The 22,273-nt window shown below is 71.3% G+C and carries 17 protein-coding genes and 1 riboswitch; of the genes, 5 read left to right on the top strand and 12 right to left on the bottom strand.

Translation table 11 applies throughout. The features are described from left to right. Positions 1-81: 81 nt before the first annotated feature. On the top strand, positions 82-813 hold the full coding sequence (locus OG496_RS16255; RefSeq protein WP_266767361.1) for a ZIP family metal transporter: 732 nt from the start codon (positions 82-84) through the stop codon (positions 811-813). Positions 814-824: 11 nt separating this feature from the next. On the opposite strand, the gene cobI is transcribed toward OG496_RS16255, so the two are convergent. From cobI to OG496_RS16205, 10 genes are all read right to left on the bottom strand, one after another. Further along, positions 825-1,571, bottom strand: coding sequence for a precorrin-2 C(20)-methyltransferase (gene cobI, locus OG496_RS16250; RefSeq protein WP_366494329.1), 747 nt, complete (start codon positions 1,569-1,571; stop codon positions 825-827). Beyond that, complete coding sequence (locus tag OG496_RS16245) at positions 1,556-3,007, bottom strand: cobyrinate a,c-diamide synthase (RefSeq protein ID WP_405971346.1); 1,452 nt, start codon at positions 3,005-3,007, stop codon at positions 1,556-1,558. Before OG496_RS16245 ends, cobI begins: the two co-directional genes overlap by 16 nt. A 7-nt stretch (positions 3,008-3,014) precedes the next feature. Then, positions 3,015-3,614: a cob(I)yrinic acid a,c-diamide adenosyltransferase gene (gene cobO, locus OG496_RS16240; RefSeq protein WP_033287085.1), complete on the bottom strand. Its 600-nt coding sequence runs from the start codon at positions 3,612-3,614 to the stop codon at positions 3,015-3,017. Next, on the bottom strand, positions 3,614-5,623 hold the full coding sequence (locus OG496_RS16235) for a putative cobaltochelatase (protein ID WP_366494331.1): 2,010 nt from the start codon (positions 5,621-5,623) through the stop codon (positions 3,614-3,616). The genes cobO and OG496_RS16235 overlap by 1 nt, the downstream gene beginning before the upstream one ends. Then, complete coding sequence (gene cobN, locus OG496_RS16230) at positions 5,620-9,273, bottom strand: cobaltochelatase subunit CobN (RefSeq protein WP_405971345.1); 3,654 nt, start codon at positions 9,271-9,273, stop codon at positions 5,620-5,622. Before cobN ends, OG496_RS16235 begins: the two co-directional genes overlap by 4 nt. Beyond that, positions 9,270-10,781, bottom strand: coding sequence for a cobyric acid synthase (locus OG496_RS16225; RefSeq protein ID WP_366494333.1), 1,512 nt, complete (start codon positions 10,779-10,781; stop codon positions 9,270-9,272). Before OG496_RS16225 ends, cobN begins: the two co-directional genes overlap by 4 nt. Then, entirely contained in the window at positions 10,778-11,719 is a 942-nt protein-coding gene (locus OG496_RS16220; protein ID WP_405971344.1) for a cobalamin biosynthesis protein, read from the bottom strand. Before OG496_RS16220 ends, OG496_RS16225 begins: the two co-directional genes overlap by 4 nt. Positions 11,720-11,818: 99 nt before the next feature. Next, a riboswitch (cobalamin riboswitch) is annotated at positions 11,819-11,961 on the bottom strand. Between the two features lie 134 nt (positions 11,962-12,095). Further along, positions 12,096-12,317, bottom strand: a complete 222-nt coding sequence (locus OG496_RS16215) for a hypothetical protein (protein WP_033287090.1) — start codon at positions 12,315-12,317, stop codon at positions 12,096-12,098. Positions 12,318-12,351: 34 nt separating this feature from the next. Further along, complete coding sequence (locus tag OG496_RS16210; RefSeq protein WP_366494336.1) at positions 12,352-13,614, bottom strand: inorganic phosphate transporter; 1,263 nt, start codon at positions 13,612-13,614, stop codon at positions 12,352-12,354. Between the two features lie 98 nt (positions 13,615-13,712). Next, positions 13,713-14,528, bottom strand: a complete 816-nt coding sequence (locus OG496_RS16205) for a lysozyme (RefSeq protein WP_405971343.1) — start codon at positions 14,526-14,528, stop codon at positions 13,713-13,715. A gap of 196 nt (positions 14,529-14,724) precedes the next feature. Between OG496_RS16205 and OG496_RS16200 the strand changes: the two genes are divergently transcribed. The 3 genes from OG496_RS16200 to OG496_RS16190 all read left to right on the top strand — a co-directional run bounded on the left by OG496_RS16200 (position 14,725) and on the right by OG496_RS16190 (position 18,553). Then, the gene (locus OG496_RS16200; RefSeq protein WP_405971342.1) at positions 14,725-15,468 is read left to right on the top strand and encodes a class II aldolase/adducin family protein; all 744 of its coding nucleotides are present in this window, start codon (positions 14,725-14,727) and stop codon (positions 15,466-15,468) included. 302 nt (positions 15,469-15,770) lie between these two features. Continuing rightward, the gene (locus OG496_RS16195; RefSeq protein WP_405971341.1) at positions 15,771-16,898 is read left to right on the top strand and encodes an alpha/beta hydrolase family protein; all 1,128 of its coding nucleotides are present in this window, start codon (positions 15,771-15,773) and stop codon (positions 16,896-16,898) included. Positions 16,899-17,140: 242 nt separating this feature from the next. After that, positions 17,141-18,553, top strand: a complete 1,413-nt coding sequence (locus OG496_RS16190; RefSeq protein ID WP_405971340.1) for a hypothetical protein — start codon at positions 17,141-17,143, stop codon at positions 18,551-18,553. Between the two features lie 6 nt (positions 18,554-18,559). On the opposite strand, the gene OG496_RS16185 is transcribed toward OG496_RS16190, so the two are convergent. Together OG496_RS16185 and OG496_RS16180 are read right to left on the bottom strand one after the other, a co-directional pair. Next, on the bottom strand, positions 18,560-19,003 hold the full coding sequence (locus OG496_RS16185) for a VOC family protein (RefSeq protein WP_399396668.1): 444 nt from the start codon (positions 19,001-19,003) through the stop codon (positions 18,560-18,562). Positions 19,004-19,146: 143 nt separating this feature from the next. Next, entirely contained in the window at positions 19,147-20,037 is an 891-nt protein-coding gene (locus OG496_RS16180) for a neutral zinc metallopeptidase (RefSeq protein ID WP_405971339.1), read from the bottom strand. A gap of 345 nt (positions 20,038-20,382) precedes the next feature. Here OG496_RS16180 and OG496_RS16175 point away from each other — a divergent pair, with 345 nt between their 5' ends. Beyond that, on the top strand, positions 20,383-21,981 hold the full coding sequence (locus tag OG496_RS16175; protein WP_266767336.1) for an ABC-F family ATP-binding cassette domain-containing protein: 1,599 nt from the start codon (positions 20,383-20,385) through the stop codon (positions 21,979-21,981). Positions 21,982-22,273: the final 292 nt, after the last annotated feature.

Below are 22,273 nucleotides of genomic sequence, written 5' to 3'. Positions count from 1 at the left end.
AGAACGGGAACGTCAGTACACGTGGGGGTGGAGTGGTCCAGGATGTGCGCGAACAGGGGTTGATCGGATAGCAAGGGGACTATGGCGGTCTTCGTCGCGCTCGGCGCGTTCCTGATGACGCTGGCCGGCGGCTGGACGGCACAGCGCGTGACCGACCGCCGTCATCTCGTCCTGGGCCTGGCCGGCGGCCTGATGCTGGGCGTGGTCGGCCTCGACCTGCTGCCGGAGGCGCTGCACGCGGCGGGCCGCGAGGTCTTCGGCGTACCGGCCGCCCTGCTGCTCTTCGTGGCCGGCTTCCTCGTGGCCCATCTGGTCGAACGCCTGCTCGCCGCCCGCCAGGCCTCGCACGGGGCCGAGGAGAACAACGGCCGCGCGCCCGAGGTGGGCCTCACGGCCGCGTCCGCGATGGTCGGCCACAGCTTCATGGACGGGGTCGCGATCGGCGCCGCCTTCCAGGTGGGCGGCGGAATGGGCACGGCGGTCGCGCTCGCGGTCATCGCCCACGACTTCGCGGACGGCTTCAACACGTACACGATCACGAGCCTGTACGGCAACGCCCGCCGCAAGGCGATCGCGATGCTGGTCGCGGACGCGGCGGCCCCGGTGGCAGGCGCCGCCTCGACGGCCTTCCTCACCATCCCGGAGGCCCTGCTCGGCGGCTATCTCGGCTTCTTCGGCGGCGTGCTCCTCTACCTCGCCGCCGCCGAGATCCTCCCCGAGGCCCACCACGAACACCCCGCACCCGCGACCCTGCTGTGCACGGTCGCGGGAGCGGCGTTCATCTGGCTGGTGGTGGGCCTCGCGGCGGCCTGATCTACGACCGGTCACAATTTCCCGCCCCGCCCGCCCTCGCGCCGCGCGGGCGCGATGAGCGTGGAGAGGTACGGCAACGGCTCCCCGTCCAGCTCGGCGGCGGGCCTGATCGACTCCTCGGGCAGCCCGAGCGCCGACCCCCACACCGCGTCCCCGATCCGCCCGGTCTCCCTGAGCGCCTCGGCGACCTCCGCCGCCTGCCGCCCGAACTTGTACGCCACGACCGTCCCCGGCCCGGCGAGCGCGTCCTTGAGCACGGCAGCCCCGGCGGTCACGGGCACGAGCGTGAGCGGCTCGGTCCCTTCCGTGAGTACGGCCCCGGACCGCGCGGCGAGATCCTGCATGGCGGTGATCCCGGGCACGGTCTCCACAACGACCCCCGGCACCAACTCCCCGATGGTCAGGGCGAGATAGGTGAAGGTGGAGTAGACGTTCGGGTCCCCGATGGTGGCGAACGCGACGATGCTGTTCGCGCCGAGCAGCCCGGCGACGGTGGCCCCCGCGGCATCCCAGGCGGCCTCGCGCCGAGCCCGGTCGGTCCGCTCGTTGAGGGCGAACACGACCCGCAGAACCTTCTCCTCGGGCACGTAGTGCAGAACGGTGGCCTCGGCCCGCCCCCGCTCACCGCTGTCCATGACCGGCACGACCACGACATCGGCGGCCCGCAGAGCATTGACACCCTTGACGGTCACCAGCTCCGGATCCCCGGGACCCACCCCGACTCCGATCAACCTGCTGCTGCTCATGACGTCCGGCACCTCTCCACGAACCGACGGGCCACACCGGGCTCGGCCGCCCAGTGCGTGTGCAGATAACTCGCGTGCACACCCTGCTGTACGAAACCTTCGACCCGCCGCTCAGGGGCGCGAACCCCCCAGGCGGGAGCCGCCCCCGAGCCGGGCTCGACGACGGTCCGATGAAACTCGTGCCCCCGCATCCGCGTCCCGGCCACGGCCAGCACACTGTCGCTCAACGCGACGGCATCCCGATACCCCAGAGTCAGCCGCTCGCTCATCCGCGCGGACGCATCGAGCACCCCGCACATGGGCATCCCGTCCAACTCCCGGCACAGATACAGCAGTCCGGCACACTCGGCGGCAACCGGCGCGCCACTGTGGGCGAGCGCGCCGACGGCCTTGCGCAACGGCTCGTTCGCCGACAACTCCGCGGCGTACACCTCGGGAAACCCGCCCCCGATCACCAACCCGTGCGTCCCGTCCGGGAGTTGCTCATCGCGCAGGGGGTCGAATGCGACGACCTCGGCACCGGCGGCTGTGAGCAGTTCGGCGTGCTCGGCGTAGGAGAAGGTGAAGGCCGCTCCGCCGGCAACGGCAATTCTCAGCCCGTCCGGCGTTTGAGGACGAGGCCGTTCAGGCCGATGGGGGTCTGGGGGCGCAGCCCCCAGTGATGGGACGGGTAGGGGCGGCGGGGGCGAAGAAACCAGGGCCTCACCCGCATCCCAAGCCGCACACGACAACGCACCGGCACTACGCGCCAGCGCAAACAACCCCTCCAGATCACACCCGGCGACCACCTGCGCCCCCATAGCCGCAACAGCGTCCACCGCCGCAGCCTGCCGCTCAGCAACCGGCACCAACCCCAGATGCCGAGAAGGCGTGTCCACCTGAGGAGCCCGCCGCAACACCCCCAGCACAGGCACCCCCGCCGAATCCAACGCCTCCCGCAACAACGCCTCATGCCGGTCAGACGCCACCTTGTTCAGGATCACGCCCCCAACCCGAACTTCCGGATCCCAGGAAGCAAACCCATGCACCAACGCGGCAACAGACCGAGACTGCGAAGACGCGTCGACGACAAGAACAACCGGCGCCCGCAGCAACTTCGCCACATGCGCCGTGGACGCCAACTCCCCTTCCCCCACAGCCCCGTCGAACATCCCCATCACACCCTCGACAACAGCGAGATCACACCCGCGAGCACCGTGCGCGAAGAGCGGCCCGACCAACTCCGGCCCACACAGATACGCGTCGAGGTTCCGCCCCACCCGCCCGGTGGCGAGCGCGTGATACCCGGGATCGATGTAGTCCGGCCCGACCTTGTGCGGAGACACGGCAAGCCCCCGCGAGGCGAACGCGGCCATCAACCCCGTGGCAACGGTGGTCTTACCGCTGCCGGAAGACGGCGCGGCAATGACCAACCGAGGAACGGAGAACAGGGAGGACGAGGAAGTCACGACAGCTTCACCACTCGATACCCCGCTGACCCTTCTGACCGGCGTCCATGGGGTGCTTGACCTTGGACATGTCGGTGACGAGGTCGGCGTACTCGACGAGCTTCTCGGGCGCGTTCCGCCCGGTGATCACAACATGCTGCGTGCCCGGCCGATCCCGCAGCACGGAGACGACCTCATCGACATCGACCCACCCCCAGTGCATCGGGTAGGCGAACTCGTCCAGCACGTAGAGCTTGTAGGTCTCGGCAGCGAGATCCCGCTTGACCTGCTCCCACCCTTCCCGCGCCTTCTCCTCGTTGTCCATCTGGGAGTCGCGCTGGACCCACGACCACCCCTCGCCCATCTTGTGCCAGTCGACGGACCCGCCCTCGCCGGAAGCCCCCAGCACCCGAAGGGCGTTCTCCTCGCCGACCTTCCACTTCGCCGACTTGACGAACTGGAACACCCCGATCGGCCACCCCTGATTCCAGGCACGCAGGGCGAGCCCGAAAGCAGCGGTCGACTTACCTTTCCCAACTCCCGTATGCACGACGACAAGCGGCCGATTCCGCCGCTGACGAGTCGTCAGTCCGTCATCCGGTACGACACTTGGCTGCCCCTGCGGCATTAAGCGGCCCTCCTCTGAACGTCCTTGACCAGCCCGGCGATCGAGTCGGCCCGCAACTCGTCCAGCGTCACCGCCGTACCCTCCAGTTCACCGGCCAACTGACCGGCCAGCCCCAGCCGTACGGGCCCCGACTCGCAGTCCACGACCACGGAAGCGACCCCGTCGGCGGCGAACAACCGCGCCGCCCGCCCGGCCAGCGCGACCGGCTCGGGCCCACCGGTGGCCCGCCCATCGGTCACTACGACCACCAACGCCCGACGGGCCGGATCCCGCAACCGCTCCACCCGCAGCACGTCACGCGCCTTGAGCAGCCCTGCGGCAAGCGGCGTCCGCCCACCCGTCGGCAACGACTCCAGCCGTACGGCGGCGGCGTCCACGGAGGAAGTCGGCGGCAGGGCGACATCCGCGGCGGACCCCCGGAAGGTCACGAGCCCCACCTTGTCCCGCCGTTGATAGGCGTCGAGCAGCAAGGACAGCACGGCCCCCTTCACCGCGCTCATCCGCTGCCGCGCCGCCATCGACCCGGACGCGTCCACGACGAACAGCACGAGGTTGCCCTCACGCCCCTCCCGCGTCGCCTGTCGCAGATCGTCCCGGCGCACGACCAGCCCACGACCGGACCGCCCGCGCGCCAGCTGATGCGGAGCGGCCGCCTGGATGGTCGCCGCCAAGTGCAGCTTGGTGAGCGCCCCTTGGGGCCGCCGGGCCCCGGTGGTCCGCCCGTGCTCGGTCCGCGCCCGCGACCGCCGCCCGGCGGCACCCTCGCCGAGACCCGGCACGCTCAACACCTTGGTACGGAAGGGCTCGGAGGCCCGCACGGGCTGCTGCTCACCCGAGCCCGCGCCCGAAGGCTGCGGCTCCCCGCCTTCGCCGGCCTCGGGCTGCGCCCCGGCGTCCCCGTCCTGAGGCCCGTCGGAATCCGACTCGGGTGGCTGTCCGCCACCCCCACCGGACCCGTCAGGACCACCGTCCGGATCCGGATCATCGTCGGGCTCCGGCTCCGCGAACTCCTCCAACGTCTCGTCGAGCTTGTTCTCGTCAAGTCCCGGCGCGTCAAAGGGATTTCGCCGCCGCCGGTGCGGTAGCGCGAGCAACGCGGCCTGCCGTACGTCCTCGGCGAGCACATCGGTCCGCCCGGCCCACGCGGCCAGCGCGGTCGCCGTACGGGCCATCACGATGTCGGCCCGCATGCCGTCCACCTCGAAGGCGGCACAGGTCGCCGCGATCTGCCGCAACGCCCCGTCCCCGAGCCGCACAGAGGGCAGCAACTCCCGCGCGGCCACGATCCGTTGGCGTACGGCGGACTCCTCGTCCGCCCAGCGCACGGTGAACCCGGCGGGATCGTCGTCGTAGGCGAGCCTGCGCCGGACCACCTCGACCCGCTGGTCGGGCTCCCGGGAGGCCGCGACCTCCACGGTCAGGCCGAAGCGGTCGAGCAACTGCGGTCGCAGTTCGCCCTCTTCGGGGTTCATCGTGCCGACGAGCAGGAAACGGGCGGCGTGCCGGACGGAGACGCCTTCGCGTTCGACGTACGACGCGCCCATCGCTGCCGCGTCCAACAGCAGGTCGACCAGGTGGTCGTGGAGGAGGTTGACCTCGTCGACGTAGAGGATGCCCCGGTGCGCGTCGGCCAGCAGACCCGGCTCGAAGGCCTTGACGCCCTCGGAGAGCGCGCGCTCGATGTCGAGCGCGCCGACGAGCCGGTCCTCGGAGGCACCGACCGGCAACTCGACCATGCGCGCGGGGCGTTGGGCCCCGGGCCCGGTCTCGTGCGGCCCGTCCGGGCAGGCCGGGTCGGGCGCTGCGGGATCGCAGGAGAAGCGGCAGCCGGGCACGACGGCGACCTCCGGCAAAAGCGCCGAAAGCGCGCGCACGGCCGTCGACTTGGCGGTGCCCTTCTCGCCGCGCACCAGCACACCGCCGACCGCCGGCGACACGGCGTTCAGCAGCAACGCGAGCCGCAGATCGTCCTGGCCGACAACGGCCGTGAACGGAAAGGGAGTTGTCACTTGTCGTCGCCCTCCAGGTCGCCTTCGAGCTCCAGGTAGGTGGCCCGCAGTCGTTCCAGCGTGTCCGCGTCCGGCTCGGCCCACAGTCCGCGCTCGGCCGCTTCGAGCAGCCGCTCGGTGATTCCGCGCAGCGCCCACGGGTTGGACTTCTTCATGAAGTCCCGGTTCTCCGGGTCGAAGACGTACTCCGCGCTGAGCTTCTCGTACATCCAGTCGTCGACGACCCCGGCCGTCGCGTCGTACCCGAAGAGGTAGTCGACGGTCGCCGCCATCTCGAAGGCACCCTTGTAGCCGTGCCGCCGCATTGCCGCCATCCAGCGGGGGTTGACCACGCGGGCACGGAAGACGCGGTGCGTCTCCTCGCCCAGCGTGCGGGTCTTCACCTGGTCCGGGGTGGCGGAGTCGCCGACGTAGGCCTCGGGAGAGGTGCCGGTCAGGTGGCGGACCATGGCGACCATGCCGCCGTGGTACTGGAAGTAGTCGTCGGCGTCGACGAGATCGTGCTCGCGGGTGTCAACGTTCTTGGCCGCCACGGCAATTCGCTTGAACGCGGTCTCCATGTCCCCGCGCGCCGCCCGCCCGTCGAGCCCACGCCCGTACGCGTAACCGCCCCACACGGCGTACACCTCGGCGAGGTCCGCGTCGCTGCGCCAGTTCCGCGCGTCGATCAGCGGCAGCAGCCCCGCGCCGTACGCCCCCGGCTTGGAGCCGAAGATGCGGGCCGTGGCCCGGCGGCGGTCGCCGTGTTCGGCGGTGTCCTCGTCGGCGTGCTTGCGGACGTAGTTGGACTCGGGGGGCTCCTCCAGCTCGGCCACCGCCCGTACCGCGTCGTCGATCAGCCCGACGACGTGCGGGAACGCGTCCCGGAAGAACCCGGAGATCCGTACCGTGACGTCGATGCGCGGCCGGCCCAACTCCGTGACGGGCACGATCTCGAAGCCGGTCACCCGGCGCGACGCGTCGTCCCAGACGGGACGGCAGCCCAGCAGCGCGAGGATCTCGGCGATGTCGTCGCCCTGGGTGCGCATCGCCGACGTACCCCACACCGTGAGGCCGACGGACGTGGGGAACTCGCCGTTGTCCTGGAGATAGCGCTGCACGAGCGAGTCGGCCAGCGCCTGCCCGACCTCCCAACTCAGCCTGGACGGGATCGCTTTGGGGTCGACCGAGTAGAAGTTCCGGCCGGTCGGGAGGACGTTGACCAGACCACGGGTCGGGGAGCCGGACGGACCCGCCGGGACGTAACCGCCGTCGAGCGCGAGCAGGATGTGGTCGATCTCGTCGGTGGTGCGGGAGAGGCGGGGCACGACCTCGACGCAGGCGAACTCCAACACGGCCACGGCGTCCGGGAGTTCGGCGCCGATCACCTCACGGACGAGGGCCGGTACGGTCGTTACCTCCCACTCCTGGGACTCCATGCCCTCGGCGAACCGGCGGCACAGCTGCTCCAGCAGATCGATCGCGTCGGCGGCGGAACGGGCGGGCCCGTCGACCAGCTCGCTCAGCTCCACCGGCACCTTCACCGGCGCACCCGGCTCGGCCAGCAACTCCTTCTCGACCAGGCCGAAGTGCTGTGCCAGCGCGGCCCGCAGACCCGGCAGCGCGTTCGCCTGCCCGCCCCACACCTGCGAGGCGCGCAGCACGGCGAGCACGAGGTTCACACGTGCCTCGCCGACCGGTCCGCCGCCGAGGATGTGCAGCCCGTCGCGGATCTGCACGTCCTTGATCTCGCACAGATAGCCGTCGATGTGCATCACGAACTCGTCGAACGCCGCGTCGTCCGGCTGGTCGTCCACATGCAGGTCGTGGTGCAGCTCGGCCGCCTTCACCAGCGTCCAGATCTGCGCGCGCACGGCCGGCGCCTTCGTCGGGTCCAGGTCGGACACGAGCGCGTACTCGTCGAGGAGTTGCTCCAGCTTGGCCAGGTCGCCGTACGTGTCGGCACGCGCCATCGGCGGCACCAGGTGGTCGACGACCGTGGCGTGGCCGCGCCGCTTGGCCTGGGTCCCCTCTCCGGGGTCGTTGACGATGAACGGGTAGATCAGGGGGAGTTCACCGAGTACGGCGTCGGGCGCGCAGCCACTGCTGAGCCCAAGTCCCTTGCCGGGCAGCCATTCCATGGTGCCGTGCTTGCCCATGTGGATGATCGCGTCGGCACCGAAGCTGTTGTCCAGCCACCGGTACGCGGCCATGTAGTGGTGCGACGGCGGCATGTCGGGGTCGTGGTAGATCGCGATCGGGTTCTCCCCGAAGCCGCGCGGCGGCTGGATCATCACGACGACGTTCCCGAACTGCAGGGAGGCGAGCACGATGTCGTCGCCGTCGACGTAGAGATTGCCGGGCGGCTCGCCCCACGCGTCCAACATGCCCTGCCTGAGGTCCGGTTCGAGCTTGTCGAACCAGGCCTGGTAGTCGGCGAGCGGCACGCGCGCGGGCGCGGCGGCCAGTTGCTCCTCGGTCAGCCACTCCACGTCATGGCCACCGGCGTTGATGAGCCGATGGATCAACTCGTCCCCGTTGTCCGGGTGTTCATCGACCCCGTACCCGGCGTCCCGCAGGGCATCGAGCACCCGGATCGCCGAGGCGGGCGTGTCCAGACCGACCGCGTTGCCGACCCGCGAGTGCTTCGTCGGATAGGCGGTGAAGACGACCGCGAGCTTCTTCTCGGCGTTCGGCTTGTGCTTCAACTTCGCGTGCCGTACGGCGATTCCGGCGACGCGGGCGGCCCGCTCGGGGTCGGCGACGTAGACCGGGACGTCGTCCGGACCCTGCTCCTTGAAGGAGAACGGGACGGTGATGAGGCGGCCGTCGAACTCCGGGATCGCGACCTGCATCGCGGCGTCCATGGGGGAGAGGGCGGCGGAGGACTCGTCCCAGGTCGCCCTGGACGACGTAAGGCAAAGGCCTTGCAGCACAGGGACGTTGAGGTCGGCGAGCGCGCCGATGTCCCACGCCTCCTCGTCGCCGCCGGCCGAGGCCTGCGAGGCGTGGGTGCCGCCGGCGGCGAGGACGGTGGCGATGAGTGCGTCGGCGTTGCCGAGGATCTCGTACAGCCCGGAGTCGGCGCCGCGCAGCGAACCGCAGTACACGGCAAGGGCGTTGGCGCCCTTCGCCTCGATCTGGTCGCAGAGGGTGTCCACGAAGGCCGTGTTGCCACTGAGGTGATGCGCCCGGTAGAAGAGCACGCCGACCGTCGGCCGGCCCTCGACGAAGGCGCGCTCGCCGTGGACACCGAACTCGGCCATCTTCTGCGGCTCTTCGAAGCCCTCGCCCGTGAGCAGCACCGTGTCCGAGAGGAACCGGGCGAGTTCGGCGAGGTTCTCCGGCCCGCCCTCGACGAGATACCTGAGCGCCTCGGCGACCACACCAGCCGGTACGGACGACTCGGCCATCAACTCGGCGTCGGGGACGGTCTCTCCGCCGAGCAGCACGGTCGGAATCCCGGACGCCTTCAGCGCGGCGAGTCCGTCCTCCCAGGCGCGCTTGCCGCCGAGCAGTCGTACGACGGCGACGTCCGCGCCAGCGACGAGCGCGGGCAACTCGGCTGCCACGTCCACCCGGTTCGGGTTGCCGATCCGGTACCCGGCGCCGGAGGCCCGGGCCGCCAGCAGATCCGTGTCGGCGGTCGACAACAACAACACTGTGCTCATGCGGGCGCTCCCGGTGGAATGAAAGGCAGTCCTTGCGGCGCGCCGGACTCGATGAGTCGCCAGAGCGCGTCCGTGTCCGCGTGCTGTTCGATGAGGTCGCCGAGCCGGTCGAGCTGCTCCTCGCGCAGCGCGGCGAACGAGGTGTCGGGCGCCGGCACGAACCGGCGGCCCGCGGCGGCCGCGACCTCGCGCAGGAACGCCCGCCGGAACCCGTCCGACTCCAGCGAGCCGTGCCAGTGGGTACCCCAGGTCTGACCGACCCGGCACCCGTCCAAGAAGGCATCCCCGCCGGTGAGTTGGGCCACCCCGTGATGGATCTCGTATCCCTCGACCGGCTCGCCGAGGGCTTCGCCCACCGGCCGGGTGAGGGTCTTCTCGCGCGCGAACCGCACGCGCAGCGGCAGGACGCCGAGCCCGTCGACCGAGCCCTGCCGGCTCTCGACCTCGTCGTCGATGTGCTCGCCGAGGATCTGAAAGCCACCGCAGATACCGAGAGTCGGCCGCTGCTCGGCGGCCCTGCGGACGAGGGCGTCGGCGAGGCCGCGCTCCCGCAGCCACTCCAGCGCCTTCACCGTCCCCCGGGTCCCCGGAATCACGACGAGGTCCGCGTCGGCCAACTCCTCCGGCCGGTCCACGAACCGCACCACGACGCCCGGTTCGGCGGCCAGCGCGTCCACGTCGGTGAAGTTGGACATGAGGGGGATCGCGCAGACGGCGACCCGCAGCACGTCCTCGCCGACCGGCGGCGCGGTGTTCGACTCGCGCACGGTGCCGCGCGACGAGATGCGCAGCCCGTCCTCCTCGTCGATCCCGAGCCCGTGCCGGAACGGCAGCACGCCGTACGTCCGCCGCCCGGTGAGGCCGAGCAGCATCTCCAACCCCGGTTCCAGCAGCGACACATCGCCGCGGAACTTGTTGACGAGGAACCCGGCGACGAACGCCTGGTCCTCGGGGCTGAGCAGCGCGACGGTCCCGAAGAAGGAGGCGAAGACGCCCCCGCGGTCGATGTCGCCGACCACGAGCACGGGCAGTCGGGCATTGCGCGCGATGCCCATGTTCACGATGTCGGTCCGCCGCAGATTGATCTCGGCGGGCGAACCGGCCCCCTCACAGATCACCGCGTCATACGTGCCCCGCAACTCGGCGAGACAGTCCAACACCGTGCCGAGCAGGGCCTCTTGCCGCCCGCCGTGATAGCCACGGGCACTCATCTCGCCAACGGGCCTGCCCATCAGCACGACTTGGCTGGTGCGGTCGCTGCCCGGCTTCAGCAGCACGGGATTCATCAGCGCGGTCGGCTCGATCCGGCACGCCTGCGCCTGCATGGCCTGCGCCCGCCCGATCTCGGCGCCCTCGCGCGTCACGAACGAGTTCAGCGACATGTTCTGTGCCTTGAACGGCGCGACCTTCACGCCCTGCCGCACCAGCCACCGGCAGATCCCGGCGGTCACGACACTCTTGCCGGCGTCCGAGGTGGTGCCGGCCACCAACAGCCCGCCGCCGCTCATGACTTCCGTCCCTTCACGAGCAACCGCCCGGCGACACTGACCCCGAGCGCGAGCAGACCGACCCGCCGGGACAGCCGTACGGCACGCGCGATGTCCGGTACGGCGACGGGGCGACCGTCTCCGTTGAGCACGGGCCGGTGCTCGACCCGGCCGCCGTAGGAGAGCGTCCCGCCGAGGCGCACGCCGAGGGCGCCCGCGAAGGAGGCCTCCACGGGGCCGGCGTTGGGGCTGGGGTGTTTGCGGGCGTCGGTGCGCCAGGCGCGGGCGGCTCCGCGCGGGTCGCCGCCCGCGACGGTCGCGAGGGCGGCGGTGAGGCGGGCGCCCGGCCAGCCGGCGACGTCGTCGAGGCGGGCCGAAGCCCAGCCGTAGCGGCGGTACTTGGCCGACTTGTGGCCGACCATGGCGTCGAGCGTGTTCACGGCCCGGAACCCGAGCAGGCCCGGGACGCCCGCGATGCCGCCCCAGACCAGGGCGCCGACGACAGCGTCGGAGGTGTTCTCGGCGACGGACTCGACGACGGCCCGGGCGATCCCGTCGGCGTCGAGGGCCTGCGGGTCCCGCCCGCAGAGGTGCGGCAGGCGCGCCCGTGCGGCGTCGATGTCCCCGGCCTCCAGCGCCCGCCCGACGACCCCGGCCTCGCGCGCGAGGGAGGTCCCGCCGACGACGGCCCAGGTGGCGGCGGCGGTGAGGGCGGCAGAGGCCGTACGGGACGGTCGTAGGGCCGAAGTGGCCGCGGCGGCGAGGGTGATGGTGCCACCCACGCACACGGCGGTGTGCAGGGCGCCCCAGCCCCGGTGGTCGCGCCACAGCAGGCGTTCCACGGCGCCGGCGGCACGGCCGAAGGCGGCGACCGGATGCCCGCGGCGGGGATCGCCGAGCAGGTGGTCGCCGAGGAGGCCGGCGGCGGCGCCGTACGCGAAGACGCGATCGGCACGCATCGGCTCAGCCGATCGCTGGGGCGGGCACTGCGTGGGTACGGGACCTCGAACGGCAGCCGAGCATGGCGATATGTCCTCACTCAGGGTGTCCACGCCCTGGTTCGACGAGACCGGCGGTGAGAGTTCCTGGCTCCCGGGGGTGTCTACCCCGGTGACAGTGGCGGGACCGCGCCGGATTCGCACCGGCTTCCTCTCCTGCCGCCGTATATGGCTCCGGCAGTCCACCATGCTGTTGGAAGGGCCGTCAACTTGCTGTTGACCTGCGGGGACGGAGTGTGCTGATGCCCACACGCGAGGGGGCGGAGGGGTCACGCGGACGTGGGGTGCGGGACGGCGATCCGTCCCGCACCCCACGTTCCGTTCAACTGGCGGCCGGTCAGGCCACGATCAGATAGATCCCGTACGCCACCGCCGCCGCGCAGGCCGCGAAGCAGGCGTACGCGCCGGTCAGGGCGAGAGGCGCGGAGTCGCCCTGGGCGGTGGCGCGTTCGCGGCGGGAGAGGCCGACGATGCCGAGGGTGAAGACGGCCACCAGGGAGACGGTGGCGACGAGGCTGACGCCGAAGACGGAGCCGAGGGCTGCCCAGTCGATGTGCATGCTGATTCGTTCCTTCGTGTCCGGGGCGCGGGGCTCAGACGGCGGCGGCCGGCGGTGTCGCCGGGTCGGACTGCACGATGGGGGCCGGGTTCACGGGCGGCGAGGGGATCGTCGCCGTCAGACCCTCAGAGAGGGCTACCGACGGGGGCGGCGGGGTCACGGCGGCGATCGCGGTGGTCACCACGCCGGCCGGTTCGTCGACCTCGTTGACGTTCGAGGCGTCGACGACCTGGCGGCGGGAGAGCAGCCAGATGCCGGTGCTGGAGGCGACCAGGAAGACGGCCACCAGCGCGGTGCCCCAGTCGCCGAGGTCGGTCACGGACTCGGCGAGCGCGCCGACCAGCGCGGCGGCCGGCAGCGTCAGACCCCAGGCGACGAACATCCGGGTGGCGGTCGACCAGCGGACGACACCGCCCTTGCGGCCGAGGCCCGCGCCCATCACCGAGCCGGAGACGGCGTGCGTGGTGGAGAGCGAGAAGCCGATGTGCGACGAGGCCAGGATGACCGCGGCCGCGCTGGTCTGGGCGGCGAAGCCCTGCTGCGGCTGGAGGTCGGTCAGGCCCTTGCCCATCGTGCGGATGATGCGCCAGCCGCCGATGTAGGTGCCCATCGCGATGGCGAGGCCCGCGGAGAGGATGACCCAGGTGGGCGGGTCCGAGTCGGGGGCGATGGAGCCGCCGGCGATCAGGGCGAGGGTGATGATGCCCATCGTCTTCTGCGCGTCGTTCGTGCCGTGGGCCAGCGAGACCAGTCCGGCGGAGGCGATCTGGCCGACGCGGAAGCCCTTGTCGGCGGCCTTGCCGCCCGCGTTGCGGCTCAGGGCGTAGGAGAAGCGGGTGGCGAGCATCGCCGCGATGCCCGCGACGACCGGGGCGGCGACCGCCGGGAGCAGGACCTTGGTGACCAGGACGTCGCCGTGGACCGCGCCGGTGCCGGCCGAGGCGATGGTGGCGCCGATCAGACCGCCCATCAGGGCGTGCGAGGAACTGGACGGCAGGCCGACGAGCCAGGTCACCAGGTTCCAGAGGATCGCGCCGACGAGGGCGGCGAAAATGACCTCGGGACGGATGCCGCTCTCATCGACGAGCCCCTTGGAGATCGTGTTGGCGACCTCCACGGACAGAAAAGCGCCCACCAGGTTGAGGGTGGCCGACATGGCCACCGCGACCTTGGGCTTGAGCGCACCGGTCGAGATGGTGGTGGCCATCGCGTTGGCCGTGTCGTGGAAACCGTTCGTGAAATCGAACGCGAGTGCGGTGATCACCACAATCGCGAGGATCAGCGAGAAGCTTTCCATTTACCCAGGCAATCGTTCGAAGTCATCGGCGCGTTGACCGTAGGCAATCTGGGTGAACGGAAGATGAACTGAGGGGGTATCGGTGGTGTCCGGATTGCCTAGTATCCGCGGGCGAACTTCCGCAGCTGGCTCACCGTCCCGTTGAAGAGATTCTGGTCACCCGGCAGGCTCCCGCTGTTGTCGTACTGCCAGAAGGTCCAGTACGACCATCCGGCGGGCAGCGAGCCCGCGTCCGCCGACGCGTGGCGGGCGATCCACAGCGCGTGTGTCGAGGCCAGGGAGCTGTTGTCGCCCGTGCAGGTCTTCCACCACAGGGTGGTCGTGTAGATCACCGGACGGCGGCCGGTCTCCCGGTTCACCTCGGCGCTGAAGGCCTTGATCCAGCTGACCATCTTGGCCTTGCTCAGGCCGTAGCAGCCGTGCTTCTTGTCGTACGGGTTGTATTCGATGTCCAGCGCGGGCGGCAGCGTCCAGCCGTCCGCCTTCCAGTCGCCGCCGTGCGCCACGAAGTACGCGGCCTGGCTCGCGCCCGACGACCTGTCCGGCAGGGCGAAGTGGTACGCGCCGCGGATGATGCCGGCCTTGCGGGCGCCGTCGTACTGCTGGCTGAAGTACGGGTTGCGGTAGGTCGTCGACTCGGTCGCCTTGACGTAGACGAACGTGGCGCCCTTCGCCTTCGCGCTCGGCCAGTTGACGTTCTTCTGGTGCGAGGAGACGTCGTGGCCCTTCGTCGCGCTCGCGGCGATGCCTGCGGCGGCGGCCGGGATCTCGGCGAGCGCGAGGGTGGTCGCGCCGACGGTGAGCGCGGCGACGGCGGCCGCGGCGAGGCGGGCGCGGGGGTGGGGGCGGAGGCGGATGCCGGTGCGGGTGCGGGTGCGGACGCGGGTCAGGGACGGTTTGCGATCACGGGCCATGTTTCCCCCGGGAATGGCGGCGTGCACGACAAATCTCCCAGAGGTTATTGGAAGATCCGTCAACGCCGGTCGGTCTCCGGCCAAGCGGCCGGAGTGGGCGATTAACGCCCATATGTCATCTTTCGGATGCGAGGCTTCCGGCCTAAAGTGCCTTCGCCCGAACGTGCGTTGGGGCACCGGCTGACAGGATCGCGGCATGGCTGAGCAACGGCGGGACCAGTGGGACGGGCGGGGCGCCCGGGAGAGCGCGGGAGTTGTGGGGGAGGCGCGGAGGAGGAGTGTGCGCGCCGAGGAGGCGCACGCCTGGGGCGCGCTCGTCACGACCGCCCGCCGGACGGTCTCCGACGGCCTCGTCGTCGGCACCTCCGGAAACGTCTCGGTGCGCGTCGGCGACACGGTCCTGGTCACACCGTCGGGCGTCCCCTACGACCGCCTCGCACCCGCCGACACGGTCGGCGTCGACCTCGACGGCCGGCAGGTCCTCGGCACCCTGCTCCCGACGAGCGAACTCCCCATGCATCTCGCCGTCTACCGCAGCACTGACGCCCACGCCGTCGTCCACACCCACGCCGTCCACGCGACGGCCGTCTCGACCCTCGTCCCCGAACTCCCCTCGGTCCACTACATGTCCGGCGCGCTCGGGGGCCCGGTCCGGGTTGCCCCGTATGCGACATACGGCACGGAGGAGTTGGCCGAGAACATGCTCCAGGCACTGGCGGACCGCTCCGCCTGCCTCCTCCAGAACCACGGCACGATCGCCTACGGCGACTCCCTGGACCAGGCCTTCGACCGCACGGCCCAGCTGGAGTGGATGTGCCGGCTGTGGCTGACGGCGTCATCGGTGCCGGGGCTGTCGCCGACGCTGCTGACGGGGGAACAGGTGGCGGAGGCGGGGGAGCGGTTGCGGGGGTATGGGCAGCGGGGGCGCGCGGCGGGGTGAGGGGGAGGTCGGTGGAAGTGAGGGGGAGGGGAGAGCACGTGGCGAGGATCACCGGGACATCTCGGCCCGCGGATACCTGCGCCCGGCACTCCGAGCGGCCCCCGCGCTCACCCGTTCTGTCCCTGCCGCCCACCTAGACATCCCGGCCTCCGCACACCTCCGCCCGGCCCCCCAGTAGCACCCGCCCCACCGACACCGCCCCTCCCACCGCCACCGAAACACCCCGCCCCGACACACCCCCCGCTCAACACCCCCGCCCCCTCCGGCTGGCCGGTAGCCGTCTCCCCCGGGACACTGGACCCGTGCGCACAGTCAAAGCGACGGCCGCGGCCGTCTCCGCGGCCCTCGTGGCCGGTGCGGCCGGCGTCGCCGTCGGCCGGTTCGCCAGTGACGCCGCGTTGAAGGCGCCGCCCGGGCGTCCCCTGCCGACCGAACCCCGGCTCACGGTGCACTCCACCGCCGCCGGGCAGATCGCGCTCACCCGGGACCTGGCCTCGCTGCGCCCCGGCACCTATGGCCTCGCCGGCGACGGCTCCCATGCGGTCGTCGGCCCTGTCGTCGACTCGGCGTCGCCCTCCGCCGACGCCGTCGTACGCCGCCTGGAACGTGTCACCCACGGCACTCTGCGCCCCGGCGACAAGGTGTGGCTCACCCCGAACGTCCACGTCGGCAACCCGAGCGCCGCCCTCGGCCTGGACCACGCCGACATCGACATCCCCGGCGAACTCGGCTCCCTGCCCGCGTGGTTCGTACCCGGGGCGCGGAGCACCTGGGTGATCGCGGTGCACGGGCTGGCCGCGACCCGCGAACTCTGCCTCAACGTCATGGAGTTCCTGCACCGCAACAGCTTCCCGGTGCTCGCTCTCGCCTACCGCGGCGACCTGGGCGCACCCCGCAACCCCGACGGCCTGGGCCACCTCGGCGAGACCGAGTGGCGCGACCTGGACGCGGCGATCCGCTACGCCGTGCGCTACGGCGCCGAGCACGTCGTCCTGTACGGCTGGTCCACCGGCGCCACCATGGCGCTGCGCGCCGCCGCCCACTCCGCGATGCGCGACCGGGTCTCCGGCCTCGTGCTGGACTCGCCGGTGCTCGACTGGGAGACGACGCTGCGCGCCCTCGCCACCGCCCGGCACACCCCGGGCGCGCTGCTGCCGCTGGCGGTCCGCGCCGCCCAGGGCCGCACCGGTCTGCACGGCGACCGCATCGCCGAGGCCGCCGATCCGGCCCGGCTCAGGGTCCCGACCCTGATCTTCCACGGCCCGGACGACACGGTGGCCCCCTGGACCCTCTCCCGCCGCTTCGCCGCGCAGCGCCCCGACCTGATCACCCTCCAGCCGGTCGCCCACGCCCCGCACAGCGCGATGTGGAACGCCGACCCGGCCGGATACGAGGAGATCCTGCGCCGCTTCCTGACACCGCTGATGTGATCCGCGCACTGCTGACGTGATCCGCAGCCCGCTGACGTGATCCACCGGCCCGTACCGGACGCCCCCCTTCACCACCCCGGACTCCCACCCTCGCCACACCCCGCCGACCTTCCGTTTAGCCCTGTACCACTGGCTTGATCCCGGTCCCCAGCTGCCCGCGGGACCCCGTGCCTTGGCCCTCCCCGTCGCCCGCCGTGACATTCCGTTTGGGTTTTCGGACCGTCAACCGGAAGACTGCACCCGTGACGTCCCGTATCCCGCGCGACTCCAGGCTTCGACTCGTCCGCCCGCGACCCCTGGCCGCCGCCCCCCGAGCGATGAACCAGCGGCGCTCGCGCCGCCCCGCACCCCGCCCTCCGGAGGGCACACCGGCCCCCGCGGAACTGGCCAGAATGGCTCGCTCCGGCCTGGCCGGAGCCGCCCGCGTCGCCCACTGGGCCGACGCCGCACTACGCCCCGGCCGTGACAGCGCGAGCCCCGACGGCAAGGGCACCCTCTCCGACTCGACCGCCGAACTCGCGGCCGATGATCTGGGCCTGACCCCGGCTCAGGTCCGCGCCGACTGGGACACCGCCCGCCTCGCCGGCCTCGTCGAGGTGCACGGCGACGAGGCCCGCCCCGGCTGGCGGCTGCGTGCCTGGGACCGCGACGACAGCGCCGTACTGCGCGGCTGGGTCGCCCTCTTCGACGCCTGGTCGCTCGCCCACCCGGAACCCCGGGAGCACGAGCCCTCAGCCGTCGCCGAGGTCGTCTCGGCCATGCCTCAGGTGCTCTCCTTCCTCCAGCTGTCCGCCGGCCCCGTCCCCGTCGAACAGCTCCTCGACCTCCTCGGCCAACGGGTCACCGAACTGCGCACCGAGCGCTGCGAGATCCCCTACGGCCCCCAGCCCGAACCCGTCCGGCAGCCCCCGGCCGCCGACGCCTCCATCGACACTCCCCTCGACCCCCTTCTCGACTGGGCCCTGCACGCCCTCGCCTCCGTCGGCGCCCTCACCTACGGCGACGCCCAGGCCACCCTCACCCCGCTCGGCAGCTGGGCGGTCTGGGTCAAGCTGGAGCAGATCTGCGTGGCCGCGCAGAGCCCCGCCGGGAACATCGAGCAGTCCGCCGAGGACATGCTCCGCGGCTGCTCCCAGCTGCGCCCGAACGCCGCCCGCGCCGAGTACCGCGCCTGGCTCGCCGCCCGCACCGTGGGCACTGCCGTCGGCCAGCTGATCGACGCCGCCCGCGGCGAGGACGCCCTGCTCCGCGGCCTCGCCTTCGAGGCGCTGCGCGTCGTCGGCGCCCCGGCCGAGCCCGACGTCCGCGCCGTCGCCGACGAGGCGACACTGCGGCCGTACGCCCTGCTGTGGCTCGCCGAGCACGACGGGATCGACCCGGAGGACGCCCACGAGGTCCTCACCCGCGAGGAGGCCACCTGGTTGTGGGTCGACAGCGCCGCCGCCGTCGCCGACCACGGGGAGGCCCCGCTGCTGGTGCGGCACCTGGAGTCCGCCATCCAGCCGACCGTCCCGATGCTCCTCGACGAGGTCCGCGCCGTAGGGCACCCGCGCACTGTGCAGGTCCTGGTCGCGCTCGCCGCCGCCCACCCGGACCCGGCCCTCGCCAAGGCCGTACGCCGGGCGGCCTTCCAGGTGCACACGGGGGGAAGCTAGGCGGGGTCAGGCCCCTGTCTTCGGTCTCTCCGGCAGCTCCGGAGCGTACGTACCGAAGCTCCAGATGTTGCCCTCGGCGTCCCGGGCCATGTAGTCCCGCGAGCCGTACTCCTGGTCCGTCGGGGGCATCAGGATCTCCGCGCCGTGCTCCACGGCCCGCCGGTGATGGGCGTCGACGTCGTCCACGACGATGTACACCCCGGCGGGACCCGCGCTCTTCATCGCCTCGTCGAAACGGCCGCCGCGGCCCTTGGAGCCGAGCATCACCGCGCCGTTGCCCTGCACCAGCTCCGCGTGCATCACCGAGCCGTTCTCGCCCTCGTACACCGCGAGTTCGGTGAAGCCGAAGGCCTCCGTGAGCTGCCGGATCGCCGCCTTCGCGTCCGCGTACAGCAGGGACGGGTAGATGGACGGGTGGATGCCGGAACGCCCGCTGTTCTCGCCTGCCATGCCGATCACTTCCTTGTGCGCCTGGTGTTCTCAGCTGTTCTCGGTTGTTGTCGGGTTCCTCAGCGTTTCCGCTGCTTCGATGGCTTTCGACGAGTCTTGCACCCGCCACTGACAACGCCCCGCGAGAACGCCCCCCGAGGCCGTCAGCGGAAGGTGTTGCACTGCGCCATGTCCCCGGTCCGGTAGCCCGTGTAGAACCACTGCTGCCGCTGCGCCGCCGACCCGTGGGTCCAGCTCTCCGGCGTCACCCGGCCCTGGAACCGCTCCTGGATCCGGTCGTCGCCCACGGCCGCCGCCGCGTCCAGTCCGTCCCGGATGTCGGCGTCCGTGAGGCTGGTGATCAACGGCCGTCCGGTCGACTCGTCCTTCGTGGTGGTCGCGTGATGCGCCCAGACCCCGGCGTAGCAGTCCGCCTGCAGCTCCACCTTCACCGCGTTGCTGTTCGCGCCGGTCCGCCCGTCCTGCGACCTGCCGAGCGTGCCCATCAGGTCCTGTACGTGGTGCCCGTACTCGTGCGCCACGACATACGCCTGCGCGAACGGCCCGCCACTGGAGCCGAACTTGGTCCGCAGCTCGTCGAAGAACCCCAGGTCCAGATAGACCTTCCGGTCGCCGGGGCAGTAGAACGGCCCCACCGCCGAGGTCGCCGTCCCGCACGCGGTGGCGACCTGCCCGCTGAAGAAGACCGTCGGCGACCGCGTGTACGTACCGCTGCGCCGCCGGAACTCCTGCGTCCAGAAGTCCTGCACGCTGTTGACCACCGCCACGATGCGGCAGTCCTCCTTGGCGTTCGCGTCCTGCCCGGTCCGGCAGGTCGACTGCACCTGGGCCAGCGAGGACGCGGTCGCCGCCGGTGAGTCGCTGCCCGACGACAACCCCAGGTTGTCCGGACCGACACCGAAGAAGAGCCCGAGCAGCAGCGCGATCAGCCCCGCGAGGCCACCGCCCACGGTCGCCCGGCCACCGGGAATCCGGCTGCCGCGCACGTCCTGCACCTCGGAGGTGTCCAGATTCGCGTCGTCGTCGAACTGCATGGCGTCATCCTCGCCCGCCCTTCCCGGCGGGGCGCCGGACGAGGGGCCGAACGGGGGACGACGCCGGCCCCGCCCATCGGGCCCGCACGCACGCGCGTGCCGTACGTCACGCGCGTAGGGGTGCTCATCTCCCGGCACCGCCCCGGACCGCGCAGCTCATGGCTGTGGACGACCTGTACCGGATCACCCCGGACCGTCCGCCCCAGGGCGATGACCCGCCGCGCACAGGAAAAGCGCTTGCACGGCCCCGTTAGACTTGGCCCATGGCCATTCTCCTCGCGCATTAGACGGCGGGAACGTCCTCAGCCGCCCCTTCCGCCTACGACCCCGCTCTGGAGTCTGACCGTGATCTCCGCCTCCGGTATCGAGCTGCGCGCCGGTGCCCGCGTCCTCATCGAGTCCGCCACCTTCCGTGTCGCCAAGGGCGACCGCATCGGTCTGGTCGGGCGCAACGGCGCCGGCAAGACCACCCTGACCAAGGTCCTGGCCGGCGAGGGCCAGCCCGCGGGCGGCACCGTCACCCGCTCCGGCGAGGTCGGCTACCTCCCCCAGGACCCCCGCACCGGCGACCTGGACGTGCTCGCCAGCGACCGCATCCTCTCCGCGCGCGGCCTGGACACCCTGATCCGCAAGATGCGCGAGAACGAACAGCGCATCGCCAACGGCAGCGGCGCCACCCGCGACAAGGCCATGCGCCAGTACGAGCGCCAGGAGACGGAGTTCCTCACCAAGGGCGGGTACTCCGCCGAGGCCGAGGCCGCCACCATCGCCGCCGCGCTGAACCTCCCGGACCGCGTGCTCGGCCAGCCGCTGCATACGCTCTCGGGCGGTCAGCGCCGCCGTATCGAGCTGGCCCGCATCCTGTTCTCCGACGCGGACACGCTCCTGCTCGACGAGCCCACGAACCACCTCGACGCCGACTCGATCGTCTGGCTGCGCGACTACCTGAAGACGTACCGCGGCGGCTTCATCGTGATCTCCCACGACACCGACCTCGTCGAGACCGTCGTCAACAAGGTGTTCTATCTGGACGCCAACCGTTCCCAGATCGATTACTACAACATGGGCTGGAAGCTCTACCAGCAGCAGCGCGAGGCCGACGAGAAGCGCCGCAAGCGCGAGCGGCAGAACGCCGAGAAGAAGGCCGCCGCCCTGCACTCGCAGGCCGACAAGATGCGCGCCAAGGCCACCAAGACGGTCGCCGCGCAGAACATGGCCAAGCGCGCCGACCGGCTCCTCGCCGGGCTGGACGCGGTGCGCGTCTCCGACAAGGTCGCCAAGCTGCGCTTCCCGGAGCCCTCGCCCTGCGGCAAGACCCCGCTCATGGCGGAGGGCCTGTCGAAGTCGTACGGCTCCCTGGAGATCTTCACCGACGTCGACCTGGCCATCGACAAGGGTTCGCGCGTCGTCATCCTCGGCCTGAACGGCGCCGGCAAGACGACCCTCCTGAAGCTCCTCGGCGGTGCCGAGAAGCCGGACACCGGCGAGGTCATCGAGGGCCACGGCCTCAAGCTCGGCTACTACGCGCAGGAGCACGAGACCCTCGACCCGGAGCGCACGGTCCTGGAGAACATGCGCTCCGCCGCCCCCGACCTGGACCTGGTCGAGGTCCGCAAGACCCTCGGCTCGTTCCTGTTCTCCGGAGACGACGTCGACAAGCCCGCCGGTGTTCTCTCCGGCGGCGAGAAGACCCGCCTCGCGCTCGCCACCCTGGTGGTGTCGTCCGCGAACGTCCTCCTCCTGGATGAGCCGACGAACAACCTGGACCCCGCCAGCCGCGAGGAGATCCTCGGCGCACTGCGCACCTACAAGGGCGCCGTCGTTCTCGTCACCCACGACGAGGGCGCCGTGGAGGCGCTCCAGCCGGAGCGCATCATCCTGCTGCCGGACGGCGTCGAGGACCTGTGGGGTGCCGACTACGCGGATCTCGTCGCGCTCGCCTGACGGTCAGCGCCGCTTGACCGAATGCTTGATCCACGGCGTATGGATCATTCGGCCCACCGGTGATCCACCATCTGTGTGAGATCTCCTCGTACCGAGGTGTGTCGTACACCGATTTCCCGGCCGAGCCCTTTATCGACAAGGGCTCGGCCGTCCTGCGTCTCTGACCAGGTACTTCACGGAACAACTCGTTCGGCCGTACGGACACGACCCTCAGGAATTCCACATTCCACTTGTGGGGACGCACTCCTGTCGTCAAAACCTTGTCTTACGGACCTTGCCGAATGGGTGGCCA

The organism is Streptomyces sp. NBC_00988 (assembly GCF_045162645.1).
Classification (GTDB): Bacteria; Actinomycetota; Actinomycetes; order Streptomycetales; family Streptomycetaceae; genus Streptomyces.
The sequence above is the reverse complement of the archived record's forward strand: the minus strand, read 5'-3'. Positions and strand labels throughout refer to the sequence as shown.

Excerpts from the sequence above, each read along its gene's own strand:
- OG496_RS16255 (WP_266767361.1), top strand. The coding sequence starts at position 82 with ATGGCGGTCTTCGTCGCGCTCGGCGCGTTCCTGATGACGCTGGCCGGC.
- cobO (WP_033287085.1), bottom strand. The coding sequence starts at position 3,614 with ATGCCGCAGGGGCAGCCAAGTGTCGTACCGGATGACGGACTGACGACT.
- cobN (WP_405971345.1), bottom strand. The coding sequence starts at position 9,273 with ATGAGCACAGTGTTGTTGTTGTCGACCGCCGACACGGATCTGCTGGCG.
- OG496_RS16225 (WP_366494333.1), bottom strand. The coding sequence starts at position 10,781 with ATGAGCGGCGGCGGGCTGTTGGTGGCCGGCACCACCTCGGACGCCGGC.
- OG496_RS16220 (WP_405971344.1), bottom strand. The coding sequence starts at position 11,719 with ATGCGTGCCGATCGCGTCTTCGCGTACGGCGCCGCCGCCGGCCTCCTC.
- OG496_RS16215 (WP_033287090.1), bottom strand. The coding sequence starts at position 12,317 with ATGCACATCGACTGGGCAGCCCTCGGCTCCGTCTTCGGCGTCAGCCTC.
- OG496_RS16210 (WP_366494336.1), bottom strand. The coding sequence starts at position 13,614 with ATGGAAAGCTTCTCGCTGATCCTCGCGATTGTGGTGATCACCGCACTC.
- OG496_RS16205 (WP_405971343.1), bottom strand. The coding sequence starts at position 14,528 with ATGGCCCGTGATCGCAAACCGTCCCTGACCCGCGTCCGCACCCGCACC.
- OG496_RS16200 (WP_405971342.1), top strand. The coding sequence starts at position 14,725 with ATGGCTGAGCAACGGCGGGACCAGTGGGACGGGCGGGGCGCCCGGGAG.
- OG496_RS16185 (WP_399396668.1), bottom strand. The coding sequence starts at position 19,003 with ATGGCAGGCGAGAACAGCGGGCGTTCCGGCATCCACCCGTCCATCTAC.
- OG496_RS16180 (WP_405971339.1), bottom strand. The coding sequence starts at position 20,037 with ATGCAGTTCGACGACGACGCGAATCTGGACACCTCCGAGGTGCAGGAC.